This window comes from Candidatus Pseudothioglobus sp. Uisw_050_01 (assembly GCF_048085775.1).
Taxonomy (GTDB): domain Bacteria; phylum Pseudomonadota; class Gammaproteobacteria; order PS1; family Pseudothioglobaceae; genus Pseudothioglobus.
This window is the reverse complement of record NZ_CP159804.1, coordinates 52,445-71,169: the sequence shown is the minus strand read 5'-3', so window position 1 is coordinate 71,169 and position 18,725 is coordinate 52,445. Positions and strand designations below refer to the sequence as shown.

The window sequence follows — 18,725 nt, the reverse complement described above, 5'->3', positions numbered from 1 at the left end:
TCTAGAAAAATCTCTTATTGCATACTTATTAATTAAGCGTAGTTGCTGAATATTAAACAATTTGACCGTCCTTAATTTCAATAATACGATCGCATTGCTCTGCTATTGAATTGTCATGGGTTACCATAACTAGTGAGGTTTTACTTTTTTTGGTGTAATTAAAAAGCAGATCCATCATACTTTCTGAATTAGCACTATCTAAATTTCCAGTTGGCTCATCTGCCAGAATAATTTTAGGCTTATTTATTAGTGCTCGAGCAATGGCAACTCTTTGTTGCTCGCCGCCAGAAAGTTCACTTGGAAGATGATTGAGTCTATGGTAGAGACCAAAATCTGCAAGTAATGCTTTAGCATCATCGTCTTGATTATATTTTTGATTTGCCTCGAGCGATAATAAAACATTTTCAATAGCGGTAAGGTTAGGAATTAGATAGAAGGATTGAAAAACAATACCAATATTTTTTCTTCTAACCTCTGATAGGCTGTCTTCTTTCAGCCCAACAATTTCTTCATTATTAATCTTAATTGAACCCTCAGTAGCAGTTTCAAGGCCTGAAGCAAGCATAATGATTGATGTTTTTCCTGAACCACTTGGTCCAACAATAGAAATAATCTCTTCACTCTTTACTGAAAAATTGATACGCTTTAAAACTTCTACTACATCGTTTTTAGAGCCGTAATTTAACGAAACATTATTGAACTGTATAGCTTCACTCATCGCTTAATCTAATATAAAATTCGGGCAATGATTATCTCAAAAAAACTAAAGCTAAAAGCACTATTTACTGGCTTAATATGCATATTTTTATTTACCGGTGCTTACGCTGCAAACCCTATAAAAATTATGCTCTATGGAGACAGCCTGATGGCTGGATATGGGCTATCTCAAAACGAGAATTTAGCCTCAGAGCTCACGCGTAATTTTGAAGATAACAATTTTACAGTCAGCGTTATTAATGCTAGTATTTCTGGAAACACTTCTAAAAATGGCCTCTCCAGGGTGGACTGGTCTCTTGGAGATAAGCCAAACATAGTGGTTGTGTGCCTTGGTGCAAATGATATGTTAAGGGGCCTTAACCCATTGTTGACAATGGAGAACCTTGATTCAATAATCACTAAGTTTAATCAAAGCAACTCGATTGTAATACTCGCTGGTATGCAATCTCCTGAAAGTATGGGGCCAGATTATAAAATTAAATTTGATGGAATTTATCCTAAACTTGCTGCCAAATATGACTTAATTTTTATGCCTTTTTTACTTAAAGATATTGCTTTAGAAAAGAAAAACTTACAGGCTGATTATAAGCACCCTAATAAAAGGGGTATCAAGATAATAGCGAGTAACTTATACCCATATATCCTTGAGGGCATTAATCGACTTGAGAAATAATTAAACCTATTTAATTAGTAATCGCTCAACCACCTTACCACCCTCTAAATGAGATGTAAGAATCTCGTCAATATCCTCTTCATCAATATATTGATACCAAATGTTGTCAGGATAAACAACTGCAACAGGTCCATCCTCACAGCGGCCTAAACAACGGGATTCACTAACACCAAATTGGCCTTTGCCCAATGTAAAATTCGCGCGACATTGGTCTTTAGCATAATGATAAAGCTCTTTCGCGCCGTTTTCTGAGCAGCACTGCTTACCATCTTGTCGAATATTGTTGCAGAAAAATATGTGATGTTTGTAGAAATTATTCATAACTCTATAGCCTTATTGTAGCAATGTTTTTTATCAATACCAGTAATTTTAGCAGCCAATTTTGCCGCCTTTGATGCGCCCATTTCAGCACAAAGGATTGGCAAAATTTTCCCTAATTGGTTTTCAGCATCAACAAAATCTATTTTATCAGCTGAAGATATTAGTATTACAAATTCACCTTTTTGATGCGCTAAATCATCAGCAAGGTATTCGATTACATTCTCTATTATGTCAGTGCGGATTGTTTCAAAGGATTTGGTCAGCTCTTTAGCAAGGCAGACCTTACGCTCATTTCCAAATACCTCCAGCATGTCTGTTAAAGTTGTCAATATTCGCTTAGGTGACTCGTAGAAAATAATTGTCTCATTAAGGGCGATTTTATTCTGAAGATATTTAATTCTTGCAATTTTTTTTGAAGGCAGAAATCCAAAAAAAGAAAAGCTATTGCTTGCTAAGCCAGAAGCTGAAAGGGCTGTAATTATTGCACTAGGTCCTGGGATAGGCACAACCTCAATCCCTTCTTTTTTTGCCTGTGAAACTAAAAAATAGCCTGGATCACTTATCAAAGGGGTTCCAGCATCACTTATAAGTGCAAATGAAATGCCAGAATTTAGCTCAGAAATAATAGATTTGGTCTTCTCTCGCTCATTGTGCTCATGAAAAGCTTTTAGTGGCGTTACAATTTCAAAGTGTGTAAATAATTTTTTGCTATGCCTAGTATCTTCAGCTAAAACTATATCAACATTCTTTAGTGTTTCGATTGCCCTATAAGTAATATCATTCAAATTGCCAATTGGAGTTGCTACAATAAAAAGCTTTCCCATCATTTCAAAGTCTTAACCAAGGTTGATATATGATTACCATTATGCTTTATTAACTTACATTGTTATCAAAATTTATCTATGTCTTTAGTTTTAATAAACACTAATACTACTTTAAAATATAGACATATCTTTTTTTGAAGCTTTGGCTAACTAGAAACAAGGAGTATTAATGAAAAAAGTAATTATCTTATCTGCGCTTCTCATATTGTCAACTATCTTGAGTTCATGTGGACCAATAGTTCAAGGCGCTGCTGCTGTAACTACCGTTGCTACAATGTCGAATGATCGCCGCACTATGGGTGAAATTTTAGATGACAAAACTCTTTACATGACTTTAGGACAGATTGTCAACAAAGATCCGATGCTTGACGATACGCATATTAACTTTAATGTATATAGCAAGTCTGTTCTTATGACTGGCGAAGCTCCAACTGATGATCTTAAAAATTATCTAGAAGAAATGGTTAAGAAAAAAGCATCAAAGATGAATCAACTTATTAATGAAGTAGCAGTGATGCCAAATAGTAGCTATTTAAATCGTGCTAAAGATGGGGTCATTTCTATTCAGATAGAAGCTCTATTTCTTGATCAAGAGGTATTTCATCCTGCCCATGTTTCCGTTCTAACTGAAAGGGCGACAGTCTACTTAATGGGATCTGTAACAAAAAGAGAGGCAGAGCATGCTACTAACGTTACCAGTAAAGCAAAAAATGTTAAAAAAGTTGTTAAGCTTTTTAACTACCTGGCGGTTAGACCTGCGGAAGAAATTGAAAGGGACAACAAGAACAGAGAAGAGGCAGAGAAAAGAGCCACTCTTGAAGCCAAAAAAGCAGAACTTGAAGCCGCTCAAAATGAGCTAGAGCAACAAATCTACGAACTGGAAACAAACTAAAGGTTTTTTATTGGCCTAAAAGTGTATCGATGCTGCCCAACTATTGGTCCGTTCTTTGATAAAGCCAAAAGATGCTCTTTCGTGCCATATCCTTTGTGATTTTTAAATCCATACTCAGGAAACCTTAAATCCAATTCCTTCATTTGTCTGTCTCTTGTAACCTTTGCAATTACTGATGCGGCTGAAATAACTGGCTCAGTCAAATCTCCTTTGACTATTGCGCGACAGTTATCAACATCTGGACAACGATTTCCATCAACAAGAACTTGAAATATCTCATCTTGATTTTGACTTAACAGCTGTTGCTGTAAACTATTTATTGCTCTTGTCATCGCAAGCATTGTTGCTTGCAATATATTGATCTCATCAATTTCAATGCTGCTAGCTTCAGCCACTGACCAAAAGCACTTATTAGTAATCTGGGAGTAGAAATCTTCACGTTTTTTTTCTGTTAATTTCTTAGAGTCAGTGAGCCCCTCAATATAAAAATTAACAGGAAAAATTACTGCTGCTGCAACAACATTCCCAACTAAAGGACCTCTTCCAGCTTCATCTACACCAATAATATTTAGCACTCTATATACCTTTAAAGCCAATATCAGTTCTGAAGTAGCTCCCTTCCCAACTAACTAAATTAATAAGCTGATAAGCTTTTTCTTGTGCCTCTTTAATGTCCACGCCTAATGCAGTTGCGCAAAGAACTCGCCCACCATTACTGGTAACATTTCCTGCATCCAACCTTGTTCCAGCATGAAATATTTTAGAGTTAGATTCTTCTATAGGAAGATTAATTATTTCTCCTTTTTTATAAGCTTCTGGATACCCAGAAGCAGCCATTACAACGCCCAATGAAGTCCTCTCATCCCATTCAGCTTTTACTGAATCCAAATTACCCTGAGTTGCTGAAATACATAATTTAGCTAAATTAGATTTTAAGCGCATCATTATTGGCTGCGTTTCAGGGTCTCCAAATCTACAGTTATACTCGAGTACTTTTGTCATGCCTTTGTCGTCGATCATAAGTCCCGCATATAAAAAACCAGTGTATGGCATGCCCTCAGATTTCATTGCCTCAACAGTTGGTTTAATAATTTTTTCCATTACATCATCAAAAATTAAAGGGCTTACTATTGGTGCTGGTGAGTAAGCCCCCATCCCTCCAGTATTTGGACCCTTATCACCATTATCTCTTGCCTTATGGTCCTGTGATGTAGCCATTGGAAGTATATTGCTTCCATCAACCATAACTATAAAACTTGCCTCTTCACCTATTAAAAACTCTTCTATTACTACTCTTGATCCAGCCTCTCCAAATCGATTTCCTTCAAGCATATCATTAATAGCAAGTGTTGCTTCATTTAGAGTATTTGCAATAATTACTCCTTTTCCAGCAGCTAGTCCATCCGCCTTTATAACAATAGGTGTGCCCATCTCTTTGACATATTTAATTGCAAGCTTAGATTCAGTGAAGACCTTATAAAATGCTGTTGGGATATTGTTTCTATGCATAAAGTCCTTAGAGAATGCTTTTGATCCCTCTAATTGAGATGCTAGTTTTGAAGGTCCAAATATTGCCAGGCCTTCATCTTGAAAATCATCAACCACTCCCATAACTAAAGGAGCCTCTGGCCCAACAATTGTAATATCTATCAACTCACTTTTAGCAAACGAAATTAGCGCTGGGATATTTTCAGGGTCTATCGTAATATTTGATATTTTTTTCTCTAAATCTGTACCAGCATTTCCAGGTGCTACAAATACATGCTCCACTTCATCAAATAAAGAGCACTGCCAAGCTAGCGCATGTTCACGACCACCAGAGCCTATTATTAAAACTTTCATAACCACCCCCTTTAAATACTAAGCTTGAAAAGTTTTCCTCTCAAACAAAAACCCTTTTAGGCCAAACTTCAGATAAAACATTATTCTCACCAATACCAATAAACTGTTTTTTTTCATCATAGAGTTTAATTTTTTGCCCAACATCTAAGCCAGAAAACAAAACTTTTCTTCCATGTTTAATATCAAGTGTTTGTTCTGCATTCAAATCCAGGCCTTTTAGGTTTGGCAGCATTTCATCCGCGCCAAGAAGAAGTGAATCAAGGGAATATAAACTTTTATTTTTGAGTTCGATTAGGTCTTCAAAAGTAATTGCTTGAGATATATTAAAATGGGTAAATCCAATTCTTCTTAGCTCAATAACATGTCCACCACATCCTAAGGATTGTCCTATATCCTCCATCAAAGTTCTAATATAAGTTCCCTTTGAACAGGAAACCTCTAAGCTTAAAATATCTTCCTCAAGGTCTTTGAATTTTATCTCATGAATTGTAACTGGCCTGGCTTCTCTTTCAACCTCAATGCCTTTTCTTGCAAGTTTATAAAGAGGTGTGCCATTTCTCTTAAGGGCAGAATACATTGGTGGCACTTGGTTAATAATGCCAGCAAAATCTAGCAAAACATTTTTAATAGCCTGCTGATTAACTTCTTTTGTAGAGCCAAAATCAACTATCTGACCATCAGAGTCTCCTGTATCACTTATTTGACCTAATTTTCCACGAACAAAATAGCGCTTATCGCCATTAAGTAAAAACTGTGCAACCTTAGTTGCCTGACCTAAGCAGATTGGCAGGAGTCCACTTGCAAGCGGGTCAAGGCTTCCAGTATGTCCAGCCTTATTAGCATCAAACAAACGTTTTACGTCCTGTAGGGCAGAATTGGAACTGTGGCCACTTGCTTTATCAAGAAGCAAAACTCCATTGATGTCTCTACCTTTTGGATTGTGTTTAGACATTATTTATGTGTTTAAATTTTACTTAAAAGATCATCCATTCTGGCCCCAGCATTTGGAGCCGTATCATAAATAAAGTTTAGTGAAGGCGTGTGCCTTAAGTCTAAAGTTTTTGATAAAGATTTTCTAAAAAAACCACTAGCTTTATTAAGCAAAACTGCGACGGATTTCTGAGAGGATTCTTCAACTGAGAAAAAAACTTTCGCACTTGTTAAATCACGAGTAACTATGACGTCAGTAATAACAACCTCTTGGAGCCTAGGATCTTTCGTTTCTTTCGATAGTAGAAGAACGAGTTCACGCTTAATAAGTTCGTTTACTCTTTCGGTTCTAAAACTTATTTGTTGTGCCATTTAGAATCTTTATCCTATAATGTTCGAGCGCGCTCTATGCGCTCAAATACTTCAATTTGGTCTCCTGGCTGAACATCTTTATAGTTTAAAACTCCAATTCCACACTCAGTACCAGACTTAACTTCTTTTACGTCATCTTTAAAACGCCTTAGAGATTCTAGCTCACCTTCATAAATTACAACGCTGTCTCGCAAGACGCGAATTGGACTATCTTTTCTTACAACGCCCTCTTCAACCATACATCCCGCAATGTCTCCAAACTTAGGTGATCTAAATACATCTTTAACGCCGGCAATTCCAATAATATTTTCACTTAACTCTGGACTTAATAAACCACCCATAATCGCTTTAATATCATCAATTAAATTATAAATAATACTGTAATACTCAATTTTAACGCCTTCAACATCTGCAGCCTTTTTAGCAACAGCATCTGCTCTCACATTAAAACCAAGAACAATAGCCTCTGAAGCACTTGCCAAAGAAATATCTGTATTGTTAATTGCTCCAACACCTGAAGAAACAACCTTAACTTTAACCTCATCCGTTGAAAGCTCTTCCAAAGATTCAACTAATGCTTGTGCTGATCCACGGACATCTGACTTAATGATCACGTTAACTGTAGAAATTTCACCCTCTTCCATAGTAGCAAAGAAATTATCCATTTTTTCAGATTGCTGTTTTTGAAGCTTGGTCTCCCTATCTTTTGACTTTCTAAAGTCTGCTACTTCTCTTGCCTTTCGCTCACTTCCAACAACAAGAACCTCAGCTCCAGAATCTGGAACACCTGAAAGGCCTAGAATTTCAACCGGTGTCGATGGCCCTGCTTTGCTAATTGGCTTACCATTATCATCAATAATTTGTTTAACTTTTCCATACTCTTGGCCCGCAATAACAATATCACCTTTCTTAAGTGTGCCTGACTGAACAAGTATAGTAGTTACTTTTCCGCGCCCTTTATCTAATCGTGCCTCAAGCACAACGCCACTTGCTGGCTTGTCAACAACTGCCTTAATTTCTGACATTTCAGCAGTTAAAGATATGCTTTCTAAAAGCTTGTCGATACCATCACCTGTATGCGCTGAAACTCCAACCATTAAAACATCACCACCCCACTCGTCAGAAATAACATCGTGTGTTGACAGCACTTGTTTCACTTTATCAAGATCTGCCCCATCTTTATCCATCTTATTAATAGCAACAATAATAGGAACATTTGAAGCCTTAGCATGCTTAATAGATTCAATAGTTTGTGGCATAACACCATCATCTGCAGCAACTACGAGAATTACAATATCTGTTGCAGTTGCTCCACGTAGTCGCATTTTTGAAAATGCAGCGTGGCCTGGAGTATCAATAAACGTAATTAAGCTTCCATTTTGTTCAACTTGGTATGCACCAATATGCTGAGTAATTCCGCCCGCTTCAGCAGAAGCTACTTTTGACTTACGAATATAATCTAGAAGTGATGTTTTTCCATGATCAACATGGCCCATAATAGTTACTATTGGAGGTCTTGGCGCAGAATCTGCATCATCATAAGCCTCCTGAACCAAAGTATCTTCAACTGTCTCCTCACTACTTGCAACAGGAGTATGTCCCATCTCCTCAACTACAAGCATCGCTGTATCTTGATCGATTACATCATTGAGGGTAGCCATAACGCCCATACCCATCATAACTTTTAATACTTCACCTGCTTTAGTAGTCATCTTCAAAGCTAGCTCAGATATTTTAATATTCTCTGGAATTAAAATTTCATGCTTCACTGGCTCAACTGGCATATGGAAACCATGCTGGGCTTGCTCATCTTGGGTTTTCTGAGAAATATGTGTTCTTTCTTTTTTCTTAAGTTTCCGATTTGGATTATGCCTAGCAACGTGGAGTTGTTTTCGATTCGATGCTGGTGATGGAGTAGTTCTTAGTCGCTTAGGACTCTTCTTTGCATCGTTTGATTTTTCTACCTCTAACTTTTCCTTCTCTTTTTTAGCCTGCTCTTCCTTCTCGGTTAATTCTTTTTGTGTTTTTTGAGCCAATAGCTCTTCATTTTTAACTTTTTGCTGGCGAACTACGTCATTTCTCTTCGCATCATGCTGCTCATCTTTTTCTTCAGAAAGCCTTCCAAGCTCTAGAGCCTCTCTTGCTTTTAGTATCGCAGCGTCGTCGACTTGTTCAGTGGGAGCGGCTTGAGGAACCTCACGCTTCTTTTTAACCTGAATCTTTACACCGCCAGAAGATGATGTATTAGCAGCAGTTTTTGTTGTTTTTCTGGAAACAGAGATACTTGATTTAGCGCTAGAGCGCTTGCTCAAACTTGACATCAGAACCTGTCTTTCATCTGCAGAAATATTTGATTCAGCTGTTTTTCCTGAAATACCTGCTCCAGATAAAATAGATATAACCTGATCAGGTGTTTTTTTGAGTAGTTTTGATAAACTTTCTACAGTATGTGCCATATTATTGCCTATATATATTCTAGTTATTGATACTTAAGATACCTATATAAAAGTTAGTCAAACCAGCCTTCCTTTTCTCTGGCTGCCATGATAACAGCAGAAGCGCTATCATTTCCAACATCTTGAATTTCCAAAAGCTCAACAATTGATAGCTCAGCTAGGGCATCAACTGTAGTAATTTCAGCATCAACAAGAGCTGTTGCTAGGGAATCTTCAACACCCTCAACACTGAGCAAAATTTCTGAAGACTCAGCATCTGTTAAGGCCTTAACTAACTGTGCATCCTGAGCTCTTTCTTGAAGCTCACCCACCATGTCAGAGTCAAATTCTTCAATTTTAGATAATGCATCTGATTCAGCTTCAGCTATTTCATCAAGATTTGTATAACCTTCGTCAATCAAAACAGCTGCCACTTCTGCATCAACACCAAGTTTTTCAGCAAGTTTTTCGCCTGTTTTTTGTAGCTCTTTTGCCTGAATTTCCTCTGCATCACTAATAGACATTACATTAAGTTTCCATCCTGTAAGCTTACTTGCTAGTTTAATATTTTGTCCGCCCCTACCAATAGCAAGAGCTAATTGATCTTCCTCAACTGCAATGTCCATAAAGCCCTTCTCTTCATCAACAACAATTGAGCTAACTGTTGCTGGAGCCATCGCATTAATTACAAATTGAGCAGGATCTTCATCCCAAAGAATAATATCAACCCTCTCACCATTTAATTCATTTGAAACTGCTTGAACGCGTGCACCTCTCATACCAATACATGACCCAATTGGATCTATGCGCTTATCTTTTGCCTTAACTGCAAGCTTTGAACGAAGACCAGGATCTCTTACTCCTGACTTAATTTCAATTACACCCTCACTAATCTCAGGGACTTCCATCTCAAAAAGCTCGATCATCATTTCGTTAACTGTTCTGCTAAGAAAAATTTGTGCGCCGCGCGGAGTGGATTTAACTTCTTTAATGTAAGCTCTTAAACGGTCATTTTTTCTAATAGACTCATTAGGTATCAAGTCATACTTTGAAATCATGCCATCAATACCACCCATATCTACAAAAACGTTTCCTCTATCAACTCTTTTGACTGTAACCATGACAACTTCACCAACACGCTGCGTATAGTTATCAACAATAACTGTTCTTTCGGCTTCACGAACCTTTTGAATGATTACCTGTTTAGCAACTTGAGCTGCAATTCTTCCAAACTCTAGAGACTCCATAGGCTCTTCAACAAAAGCATCAATATCTAGACCGTTAGAATCTGCTTGGTAAATATGGAGCTCTGGATCAAACATTTCTCCATCATCATCAACAAATTTTTCACCGTCCTCAATGACTAGCCATTGCCTAAAGGTATTAAATTCACCAGTATGTCTGTCAACCTCAACACGAACTTCAATATTATTTCGTTTCTTTGTTGCAACAGCTAACGCCTCTTCTAATGACTCTATAACATCATCTTTGGTTATATTCTTTTCGTTTGAGATTGCCTCAACCATTAAAAATAACTCTTTACCATCCATGCGCTTCTCCTAAAAATGAGCAACTAAATTTGCTTTTTCGATTAAATCTATTTCCAAAGTAACAGGGCCAAGCTCTGTTACTAATTCTAGTGAATTACTAGCTTCGCTAACACTACCAATAGCACCAGTAAAGTTTCTTCTTCCATCAATTGGCCTGAATGTTCTCAAACGAACATCATGGCCCAAAAAACGTTGGTAATGTGTAATACTAAAAAGAGGTCTCTCAATACCGGGCGACGATACCTCAAGATTGTACTGCCCACTTATTGGATCCTCAACATCCATTATTGCACTTACTTGGCGGGAAACAACCTCACAATCATCCACCCCAATGCCTTCCTCTGAATCTATATAAAGCCTCAAAATAGAGTGTTTTCCACTGGCAACGTATTCAACGCCCACCAGCTCATAACCCAAATCATTGATACTTGGATTAATTAACGCAACTACTTTGTCAGATATCTTAGCCACAAAAAATTCCTAATAAAAACCCCCAAAAGAGGGGGTCTAAATTGGTAGCGGGGATAGGATTTGAACCTATGACCTTCGGGTTATGAGCCCGACGAGCTACCATACTGCTCCACCCCGCACTAAAGAGGCGAAATTATACGCCCTTAACCTCGCCAGTTCAACATATTTTGACGGGCATGTATATTATTAATTAATCTGAATACTTTATACTATCCTAATGAAGCCAATTATACTCGCCGTGCTGATGGATGACATTTCCAGCATTAAGCCAATTAAAGATTCCTCATTTGCCATGATGCTAGAAGCGCAAAAACGTGGATGGGATATTTATACTTTTGATAGCACTGATATGTTTTATGGGGACGGAAAAGTTATTGCTAATGCGCGTAAGACATTAGTCAAAGATTCTGAGCATAAATGGTATAAATGTGAAGCGACAGAAGAACTCCAGCTAACTAATATAGATGTTGTGTTTATGCGCAAAGACCCTCCGTTTGATATGGATTATATTTATGCAACTTATCTTCTAGAGCATGCAGAGGATAACGGGGTTTTAGTTGTGAATAAACCAAGCTCACTAAGGGATGCTAACGAAAAACTTTTTGCTTTAAATTTTCCAGACTGCATTCCAGAAACACTTGTCAGCTCAAATATCGAAAAGCTATCAGAGTTTATCTCCAAAATTAAAATAGCAGTTGTTAAGCCGCTGGACGGAATGGGCGGAACTGATGTATTTAAACTTGCAAAAGGTGATAAAAATATCGAGGAAGTACTCCTAAAAATAACCAATCAAGGAAGTCGCTATATTATGGCTCAGGAGTTTTTGCCTGAAATAAAGGACGGTGACAAACGTATTTTATTAATTAATGGAAGGCCTGTTGATTATGCGCTCGCTCGAATACCAGCAGAAGGAAACTTTAAGGGAAATTTAGCTGCAGGGGCAAAGGGTGTTGGTCAACCACTATCAGAAAGGGATCGATATTTATGTAGTCAAATTGCTCCAATGCTCATTGAAAAAGAGCTTATGTTTGTTGGGCTTGATGTTATCGGTGATTACATTACAGAAATAAACGTAACCAGCCCAACCTGCATTCGAGAGCTTGATAGTCAGTTTAATCTCAATATCTCATCTATTCTCTTAGATGAAGTTGAGGCTAAGTTAGCTCTGCGCTAAATTAAAGCCGTATTTTGCAAGCATTACGCCAAGGCTTGCAGCAAGAAGTGACAGCCCTAAATTTAACAAGATATTTAATAATGCCTGGCCATAGTTACCGCCGCTAAGCATCTCAACAGACTCAATTGAAAGCGCTGACATGGTAGTTAGAGAGCCTGCCAATCCAACAAGTAGCATTAACCGGTATGTCTCACTAAGAAAAAGTTTTTCTAAGACAAAAACTACCAATAGACCTGCGATGAATGAGCCAATAATGTTTGAAATTAAGGTTCCATAGGGGAAGGCTTTATCAAAATAATGCATTGAAAAAACGCCAATATAGTATCGGCAAGTTGCGCCTACAGTGGCGCCTATACCAATGCTTACAATAGACGTTAAAGTGTTCATAAATTTGACCTAAGCTGTTTCAACTTTTCTTTAATTTTAATCTCTAGACCTCGGTCAGTGGGCTCATAATATATTTGCTCCCCCATCTCCTCAGGAAAATAAGTCTGACCCTTACTAAAACCATCAGGCTCATGATGCGCATAGCGATAACCTTTTCCGTGCCCTAACTCCTCCATCAACTTGGTACTTGCGTTTCTAAGATGAGTAGGAACTGCTAAGTCACCTGTATTCTTTGCTGCCTCTATAGCTTGATTAAATGCGCTATAAACTGCATTCGATTTTGGCGCACACGCACAAAAAACAGCCGCTTGAGCGATGGCTCTATTTCCTTCTTTATCTCCGAGGCGCTCATAAACATCCCAGGCATTAATAGTAATTTGGAGCGCCCTTGGATCGGCGTTACCTATATCCTCTGATGCAATTGCTAGAAGCCTTCGAGCAATGACCTTTGGATCGCAGCCTGAAACAATCATCCTTGCCATCCAATAAAGAGCACCATCTGGAGAAGAGCCCCTGACGGACTTATGGAATGCAGACAATTGCTGATAATAAATATCACCGCCCTTATCAAAGCTGCTTACTTTTTCCTGGAGCGTTTTAGCAATATCGTCTCTATTTAGAGTTTTGTTTGATGTTTCAGTTAGCTGCTCAATGATATTAATTAAGCGCCTAGCATCACCATCACTACTATCAATAATCAGGGCTAGTGATCCGTCGTCATCTAGAAGGATATCCTGATTCTTTAATGCTTTTGAGGCAATAGTTGAGAGATCCTCACTGCTTAGCTTATCAAGAATATACACCCTTGATCTTGAGAGTAACGATGCGTTAATTTCAAAAGAAGGATTTTCTGTTGTTGCTCCAATTAATGTAATTAATCCAGACTCAATATGAGGCAGAAAAGCGTCCTGCTGAGCTTTATTAAAACGATGAATTTCATCAACAAATAGTATCGTATTTTTATCCTGGTGCTTATAGAGTTGGGCATGCTCTATTACATTTCTAAGCTCTTTAATGCCATCAAGTACTGCTGACATTTGTTCAAAATGGGCGCCCATCTGCGAGCAGATAATACGGGCAAGGGTGGTTTTTCCAACACCAGAAGGCCCCCATAAAATCATTGAGTGGAGCTGTATTTCGGCCAAAGCCTTGCCAATAGGCTTATCAGGGTCAAGCAAATGACGCTGACCAATAAATTCGCTCAGCTCACTGGGTCTTAGTATTTCTGCAAGGGGCCTATAAGTTGGCATTAAATTAAGGATTGATTTTATAATTTTATAATTATCTTCTTTATTTCATATTAATAGCGCAGATAATTTTAATTTATTTCTAAATAATGTTCTTTTTTCCCATCCATCGCCATCATTACTGCAAAAAAGTATTAAAATAAGAACGTATTCACGCACTATTATTTACTTATGTTTTTAAGATTTTTTTGTCTCATTTTTCTCACTACAAGCGTTTTTGCAAGCTCACATTCGTTTGAAGAATTTCTAGATCAGGTCCGCAAAACTGCAACTGAGCAAGGAGTTTCTAAATCAACCATTGATAAGGCTTTCTTTGAGCTTACGCCAAGACCTTCTGCCATTGCATCGGACAAAGCTCAAGCTGAGTTTAATCAAAATTTTTGGCATTATGTAAACAAAAGAGTTAATAAAGTTCGCCTTAATAATGGCAAAGACACGTTAAAAAATAATGCTTCATTACTAAGTAAAACCTCTGAAAAGTACGGCGTCCCAGCCTACGTTATAGTTGCATTTTTAGGACTTGAAAGTAACTATGGAAATTATATGGGTAGTGAGAGCCTTATTCGCTCTTTGGCAACACTTGCCTATGACAAAAGACGATCAAAATTTTTTACAAGGGAGCTAATTGCTGTTTTAAAGTTGATGGATAAAAAAACCATTCCGTTTGATGCAACTGGATCTTGGGCTGGAGCAATGGGCGCAGTGCAATTTATGCCAACCAATGTTATCGCGTATGGCGTTGATGCCAATAATGACGGCAAAGTAGACCTGTGGAATGAGAAGGCTGATATTTACGCCAGTGCTGCTAACTTTCTAAATAAACTTGGCTGGAAAAAAGGTGAAAAATGGGGAAGAGAGGCCTTAATTCCTAAAAACTTCGACTATCAATTAACTGGATTAGATAATGAAAAGACAGTTAATGAATGGGCAGCACTTGGGGTTCGTCGAGGCAACAACTCAAACCTACCAAAATCAAACTTTAAGGCCTCTTTAATTGTACCAATGGGCCATAGAGGGCCGGCATTTTTAGTGTACCGAAATTTTGACGCAATAATGGGATGGAATCGCTCTATCTTGTATGCTCTTTCAGTGGCTTATCTATCCGACAGGCTTAACGGCAACGCAAAACTATCTGCAAAAACTATTGATGAGCCCCTGCTTAGCAAAGAAGACATTATGCAAATTCAAAATACCTTGAATTTACTGGGCTATGATACGGGCACTCCTGATGGTATGGCGGGATCTAAAACTCGAAAAGCAACTAGACAGTTCCAGTCTGACATTGGTCTTACAGCCGACGGGTATGTCGGTTATGAATTATTTCAACAGCTTCAATGACCGTCAAAACCTACCTTGGTTTTGATGTGGGAACTAAACGCACTGGTATTGCTATTGCCAATAGCCTGACCTCTCATGCAAGCGGAATTGATACGGTTCTTCATCACAAAGATGGCTCTACAAATTGGGAGCATCTTGAGTTAATCATTTATCAGCATAAGGCTGATGCTTTTATTGTTGGGCTGCCTCTTGACAAAGAAAATAAAGAACAAGAGATGACCTTCATAGCAAAGTCGTTTGGCAGAAAACTAACCAAGAGATTTAATGTTGAGGTCTTTTTTATAGACGAGTATTTATCCTCTTCAGAAGCAAAAAAACAACTAAAATGGCACTACGCCCATAAGAACGCTGATAGAGGTGATGTAGATAAGCGCTCAGCTGAACTAATTTTGCAAACTTGGCTCAATGAAACCACACACGATTAGCAACGATTCTCAACTAAACTCAAAAGGAAGGCTAGCTCACCTTTTAGGTTTAAAAGGTCTTCCAAAAAAACAACTCGAAAAAATATTAGACTTAGCTGATGACCATGTCGATAAAAAAGGTCAGCTCCAGAAATCTAAGATCTTAAGAGATATGTCTGTCGCCAATCTATTCTTTGAGCCTTCAACTCGAACACGAAATACTTTTGAAATAGCTGGCAAACGAACGAGCGCTAAAACAATTAACGTTGACCTTGCAAATTCAGCAACTAAAAAAAATGAAACCTTGATGGACACTATGCACACCCTCAAGGCAATGCAAATCGATATGTTCGTGATTCGTCACAAACAAAATGGGCTCCCGCATCATGTTGCAGAAAACATGAAAGGTGTGTCCATTATAAATGCAGGGGACGGAATTAATGCTCATCCAACTCAAGCCCTGCTGGATATGTTAACCATAAGGCAGCATAAAAAAACCTTTGATAACTTATCTGTTGCAATTGTTGGCGACATAAGACATTCTCGAGTTGCGCGATCTGGAATACAGGCCATGCAAACTTTAGGCACAACCGACATTCGATTGATTGCTCCAGATACTCTTCATTACAAAGAAGAAACGCCTGGTTTAGAGCGCTTTGATAGTCTTCAAAAAGGCATCGAAGGTGCTGACGTTATTATCTCTTTGAGATTGCAAAAAGAAAGAATGATAGGCGCAGATATCCCAGATGAGCAAACTTACTTTGATAGCTTTGGAATTACAAATGAGATCTTAAAATTTGCAAAGCCTGATGCAATTGTCATGCATCCAGGCCCAGTTAACAGAGGAATCGAGCTTGAATCATCCGTTGCGGATGGGCCTCAATCAGTTATTCTTCAGCAGGTAACGAATGGCATTGCAGTTCGAATGGCCGTTATGGAAATTTTAGCTGGAGCGTTTTAAAAATGAGTCAACCTATCAATTATGATCTGGCAAAAGACGCCCTTCAAAAGCTTAATACCGATGACACAATTTCTTCAGCCCATGGACTATTGTGTGGATTTTATTGCGTCAAGCAAGATATTCAATTAGATGACTGGCTAAATGAAATACTAGTTACTATTGATTTAAATAACCTAATTGAAAAGGAAGCTCATCATGTGCTTGCAAAGATATTTAATAACACCAATGAACAACTATCAGATCCTACGTTAAATTTTTGGCCAGTTATTGCAGATGATGAGTCGCCGCTAAGAGAACAAGCAAATACTCTTATTGAGTGGTGCCAAGGATTATTAGTTGGCCTTGGACTGAGCTCGGTAGAAGCTTCAGACGAAGAGGTATTAGAGATGATCAAGGACATTAGTGAGATTTCTCAGATGGATGCTGACCTATTAGATAACGAGGAAAACACTCAAGACTTTTATGAAATCGTTGAGTTTGTTCGAATAGGCGTTCTCTTTATTCAAGAAACATTACAGCCTTCAAAACAGGACTTTATCAGCCCTACTCAGCTTCACTAAAAAGCTATCGCTTGATTTAACAGGAATTATTCCCATTAAAGTTTATAATTATATTTAGCTCATTTTGAGCTTAATAGAAAACTTTGATAACTTTAGGAGTAAAAAATGACTTTACAAAATCTACTTAGAGCTCAAGCTATTTTTGTTTGGGTGTATGCATTATTATTTTGGGTTGCACCTGAAATGGCCGCTCAGGGAGCTGGCTGGACAGTTAGCGAAAATATGAGGTCTTTTGGCCAGATTCTATCCGTTCCATTATTTGCCCTTGGACTGTTTGCATGGATGGCGCCATCTTGGGTGGGAGACAACCTTAATAAAGTTTGTGTTATTTATGGTGTCTATCTTAACCTTGCACTTATTGCAGTTCAGCTTCTACACATTTCCACAGGCGCTGCTTTGCTTGACCCTATGTCTTTATTGCCTGCAATAGTTTTGACAGCTTTATTCTTCTGGAAGACGCGCGCTTCAAGCTAGAAAATTAGTTATAAAAAAGCCGAATTAAGCAATCGTCTAATTCGGCTTTTAAAAATGGTGGCCACACCTAGAATTGAACTAGGGACACAGGGATTTTCAGTCCCTTGCTCTACCAACTGAGCTATATGGCCAAATCGCGTAATTATACACAAGGCAAAACAAAGCAGACTTTGAATTTCAACCTCGAGCTACTTGATCCCTACAAATTATCTAAAAATCGCTCAGCGTCTAATGCCGCCATGCAGCCTGAACCTGCAGAGGTAATGGCTTGGCGATAAACGTGGTCTGCAACATCGCCAGCAGCAAAAACGCCTTCTATGCTTGTTTGTGTTGCGTTACCTTTAAGCCCAGCCTCGACTTGAATATATCCACTATTAATATCTATCTGGCCCTCAAAAATACCCGTATTTGGCGTGTGGCCAATGGCTATAAAGACACCATGAACATCGATTTCTTTAGTTTTTCCATCATTCCCCTTAAGTCGAAGCCCAGTAACGCCCATATCATTTCCCAAAACCTCTTCTAGATTATGGTTCCACTCAATAGATACATTCCCGTTTTTAGCTTTTTCCATAAGCTGATCAGATAGAATTTTTTCAGACCTAAACTTATCACGTCGATGAATAATAGTCACATGTTCCGCGATATTTGAAAGGTAAAGAGCCTCCTCAACAGCCGTATTGCCGCCGCCAATAACTGCAACTTTTTGGCCTCTATAGAAAAAACCATCACAGGTTGCGCAGGCAGAAACGCCTTTACCTTTGAAAGCTTCTTCAGAATCCAGTCCAAGATATTGGGCCGTAGCTCCAGTTGAAATGATCACAGCATCCGCAGTATAGGTAGTGTCGCCGCCCTGAAGCGTAAACGGACGCTTAGAAAAATCAACACTAGTAATATGGTCATTAATTATTTCTGTATTAAAACGAAGGGCATGCTCTTTCATACGCTCCATTAAATCTGGGCCTTGAAGACCATCATGATCTCCTACCCAATTATCCACATCCGTTGTAGTCATTAATTGACCACCCTGTTCAAACCCACTAACCATTACTGGATTAAGATTTGCTCTTGCTGCATAAACTGCTGCTGAGTAGCCGGCAGGGCCTGACCCAACAATCAAAACTCGACAATGTTTGATATCACTCATTATGAA

Annotated in this window: 21 protein-coding genes and 2 tRNA genes; 8 read left to right on the top strand and 15 right to left on the bottom strand. The window is 38.3% G+C overall.

All coding sequences use genetic code 11. The features are described from left to right. Positions 1–52 precede the first annotated feature (52 nt). A complete protein-coding gene (locus ABXT51_RS00365) occupies positions 53–718 on the bottom strand; it encodes an ABC transporter ATP-binding protein (RefSeq protein ID WP_416695598.1) in 666 nt (221 codons plus the stop codon). Positions 719–745: 27 nt separating this feature from the next. On the opposite strand from ABXT51_RS00365, the gene ABXT51_RS00360 reads away from it, so the two are divergent. Continuing rightward, positions 746–1,390, top strand: coding sequence for an arylesterase (locus ABXT51_RS00360; RefSeq protein ID WP_416695596.1), 645 nt, complete (start codon positions 746–748; stop codon positions 1,388–1,390). A gap of 6 nt (positions 1,391–1,396) precedes the next feature. Here the strand turns inward: ABXT51_RS00360 and ABXT51_RS00355 are convergent, their stop codons facing one another. Then, positions 1,397–1,711 (bottom strand): (2Fe-2S) ferredoxin domain-containing protein, encoded by a 315-nt coding sequence (locus ABXT51_RS00355; protein ID WP_416695594.1) that lies wholly within the window; start codon positions 1,709–1,711, stop codon positions 1,397–1,399. After that, the gene (gene rsmI, locus ABXT51_RS00350) at positions 1,708–2,538 is read right to left on the bottom strand and encodes a 16S rRNA (cytidine(1402)-2'-O)-methyltransferase (RefSeq protein WP_416695592.1); all 831 of its coding nucleotides are present in this window, start codon (positions 2,536–2,538) and stop codon (positions 1,708–1,710) included. Before rsmI ends, ABXT51_RS00355 begins: the two co-directional genes overlap by 4 nt. Positions 2,539–2,704: 166 nt before the next feature. Here rsmI and ABXT51_RS00345 point away from each other — a divergent pair, with 166 nt between their 5' ends. Further along, positions 2,705–3,427 carry a BON domain-containing protein gene (locus ABXT51_RS00345; protein ID WP_416695590.1) on the top strand — a complete coding sequence of 241 codons (723 nt, stop codon included), beginning with the start codon at positions 2,705–2,707 and terminating at the stop codon, positions 3,425–3,427. Here ABXT51_RS00345 and ABXT51_RS00340 read toward each other — a convergent pair. The 8 genes from ABXT51_RS00340 to ABXT51_RS00305 all read right to left on the bottom strand — a co-directional run bounded on the left by ABXT51_RS00340 (position 3,424) and on the right by ABXT51_RS00305 (position 11,146). Further along, positions 3,424–4,002 carry a ribonuclease HII gene (locus ABXT51_RS00340; RefSeq protein WP_416695588.1) on the bottom strand — a complete coding sequence of 193 codons (579 nt, stop codon included), beginning with the start codon at positions 4,000–4,002 and terminating at the stop codon, positions 3,424–3,426. The two genes, ABXT51_RS00345 and ABXT51_RS00340, sit on opposite strands and share 4 nt — an antisense overlap. Before the next feature lies 1 nt (position 4,003). Then, entirely contained in the window at positions 4,004–5,269 is a 1,266-nt protein-coding gene (gene purD, locus ABXT51_RS00335) for a phosphoribosylamine--glycine ligase (protein WP_416695586.1), read from the bottom strand. 40 nt (positions 5,270–5,309) lie between these two features. Next, positions 5,310–6,221: a tRNA pseudouridine(55) synthase TruB gene (gene truB, locus ABXT51_RS00330; protein WP_416695584.1), complete on the bottom strand. Its 912-nt coding sequence runs from the start codon at positions 6,219–6,221 to the stop codon at positions 5,310–5,312. Between the two features lie 11 nt (positions 6,222–6,232). Continuing rightward, positions 6,233–6,571 carry a 30S ribosome-binding factor RbfA gene (gene rbfA, locus ABXT51_RS00325; protein WP_416695582.1) on the bottom strand — a complete coding sequence of 113 codons (339 nt, stop codon included), beginning with the start codon at positions 6,569–6,571 and terminating at the stop codon, positions 6,233–6,235. A 14-nt stretch (positions 6,572–6,585) separates the two neighbouring features. After that, positions 6,586–9,027 carry a translation initiation factor IF-2 gene (infB, locus tag ABXT51_RS00320; protein WP_416695580.1) on the bottom strand — a complete coding sequence of 814 codons (2,442 nt, stop codon included), beginning with the start codon at positions 9,025–9,027 and terminating at the stop codon, positions 6,586–6,588. Positions 9,028–9,080: 53 nt separating this feature from the next. Next, positions 9,081–10,556, bottom strand: coding sequence for a transcription termination factor NusA (gene nusA, locus ABXT51_RS00315; protein ID WP_416695578.1), 1,476 nt, complete (start codon positions 10,554–10,556; stop codon positions 9,081–9,083). A 9-nt stretch (positions 10,557–10,565) separates the two neighbouring features. After that, complete coding sequence (gene rimP, locus ABXT51_RS00310) at positions 10,566–11,027, bottom strand: ribosome maturation factor RimP (protein ID WP_416695576.1); 462 nt, start codon at positions 11,025–11,027, stop codon at positions 10,566–10,568. Positions 11,028–11,069: 42 nt separating this feature from the next. Continuing rightward, positions 11,070–11,146 (bottom strand) — tRNA-Met (locus tag ABXT51_RS00305). Positions 11,147–11,244: 98 nt separating this feature from the next. Between ABXT51_RS00305 and gshB the strand changes: the two genes are divergently transcribed. Beyond that, entirely contained in the window at positions 11,245–12,201 is a 957-nt protein-coding gene (gshB, locus tag ABXT51_RS00300; protein WP_416695574.1) for a glutathione synthase, read from the top strand. Here gshB and crcB read toward each other — a convergent pair. Together crcB and ABXT51_RS00290 are read right to left on the bottom strand one after the other, a co-directional pair. After that, positions 12,187–12,588 (bottom strand): fluoride efflux transporter CrcB, encoded by a 402-nt coding sequence (gene crcB, locus ABXT51_RS00295; RefSeq protein WP_416695572.1) that lies wholly within the window; start codon positions 12,586–12,588, stop codon positions 12,187–12,189. The two genes, gshB and crcB, sit on opposite strands and share 15 nt — an antisense overlap. After that, complete coding sequence (locus ABXT51_RS00290) at positions 12,585–13,838, bottom strand: replication-associated recombination protein A (RefSeq protein WP_416695570.1); 1,254 nt, start codon at positions 13,836–13,838, stop codon at positions 12,585–12,587. The genes crcB and ABXT51_RS00290 overlap by 4 nt, the downstream gene beginning before the upstream one ends. A gap of 168 nt (positions 13,839–14,006) precedes the next feature. Between ABXT51_RS00290 and ABXT51_RS00285 the strand changes: the two genes are divergently transcribed. The 5 genes from ABXT51_RS00285 (at position 14,007) to ABXT51_RS00265 (ending at position 17,572) form a co-directional block, all read left to right on the top strand. Then, positions 14,007–15,173: a lytic murein transglycosylase gene (locus ABXT51_RS00285; RefSeq protein ID WP_416695568.1), complete on the top strand. Its 1,167-nt coding sequence runs from the start codon at positions 14,007–14,009 to the stop codon at positions 15,171–15,173. Beyond that, positions 15,170–15,598, top strand: coding sequence for a Holliday junction resolvase RuvX (gene ruvX / locus ABXT51_RS00280; protein WP_416695566.1), 429 nt, complete (start codon positions 15,170–15,172; stop codon positions 15,596–15,598). The genes ABXT51_RS00285 and ruvX overlap by 4 nt, the downstream gene beginning before the upstream one ends. After that, on the top strand, positions 15,579–16,538 hold the full coding sequence (locus ABXT51_RS00275) for an aspartate carbamoyltransferase catalytic subunit (protein ID WP_416695564.1): 960 nt from the start codon (positions 15,579–15,581) through the stop codon (positions 16,536–16,538). The genes ruvX and ABXT51_RS00275 overlap by 20 nt, the downstream gene beginning before the upstream one ends. Before the next feature lie 2 nt (positions 16,539–16,540). After that, positions 16,541–17,098, top strand: a complete 558-nt coding sequence (locus tag ABXT51_RS00270) for a UPF0149 family protein (RefSeq protein ID WP_416695562.1) — start codon at positions 16,541–16,543, stop codon at positions 17,096–17,098. Positions 17,099–17,203: 105 nt separating this feature from the next. Beyond that, entirely contained in the window at positions 17,204–17,572 is a 369-nt protein-coding gene (locus ABXT51_RS00265) for a hypothetical protein (RefSeq protein WP_271537144.1), read from the top strand. Between the two features lie 55 nt (positions 17,573–17,627). Here ABXT51_RS00265 and ABXT51_RS00260 read toward each other — a convergent pair. Together ABXT51_RS00260 and trxB are read right to left on the bottom strand one after the other, a co-directional pair. After that, a tRNA-Phe gene (locus ABXT51_RS00260) sits at positions 17,628–17,703 on the bottom strand. Between the two features lie 68 nt (positions 17,704–17,771). Continuing rightward, complete coding sequence (gene trxB, locus ABXT51_RS00255; RefSeq protein ID WP_271537145.1) at positions 17,772–18,719, bottom strand: thioredoxin-disulfide reductase; 948 nt, start codon at positions 18,717–18,719, stop codon at positions 17,772–17,774. Positions 18,720–18,725: the final 6 nt, after the last annotated feature.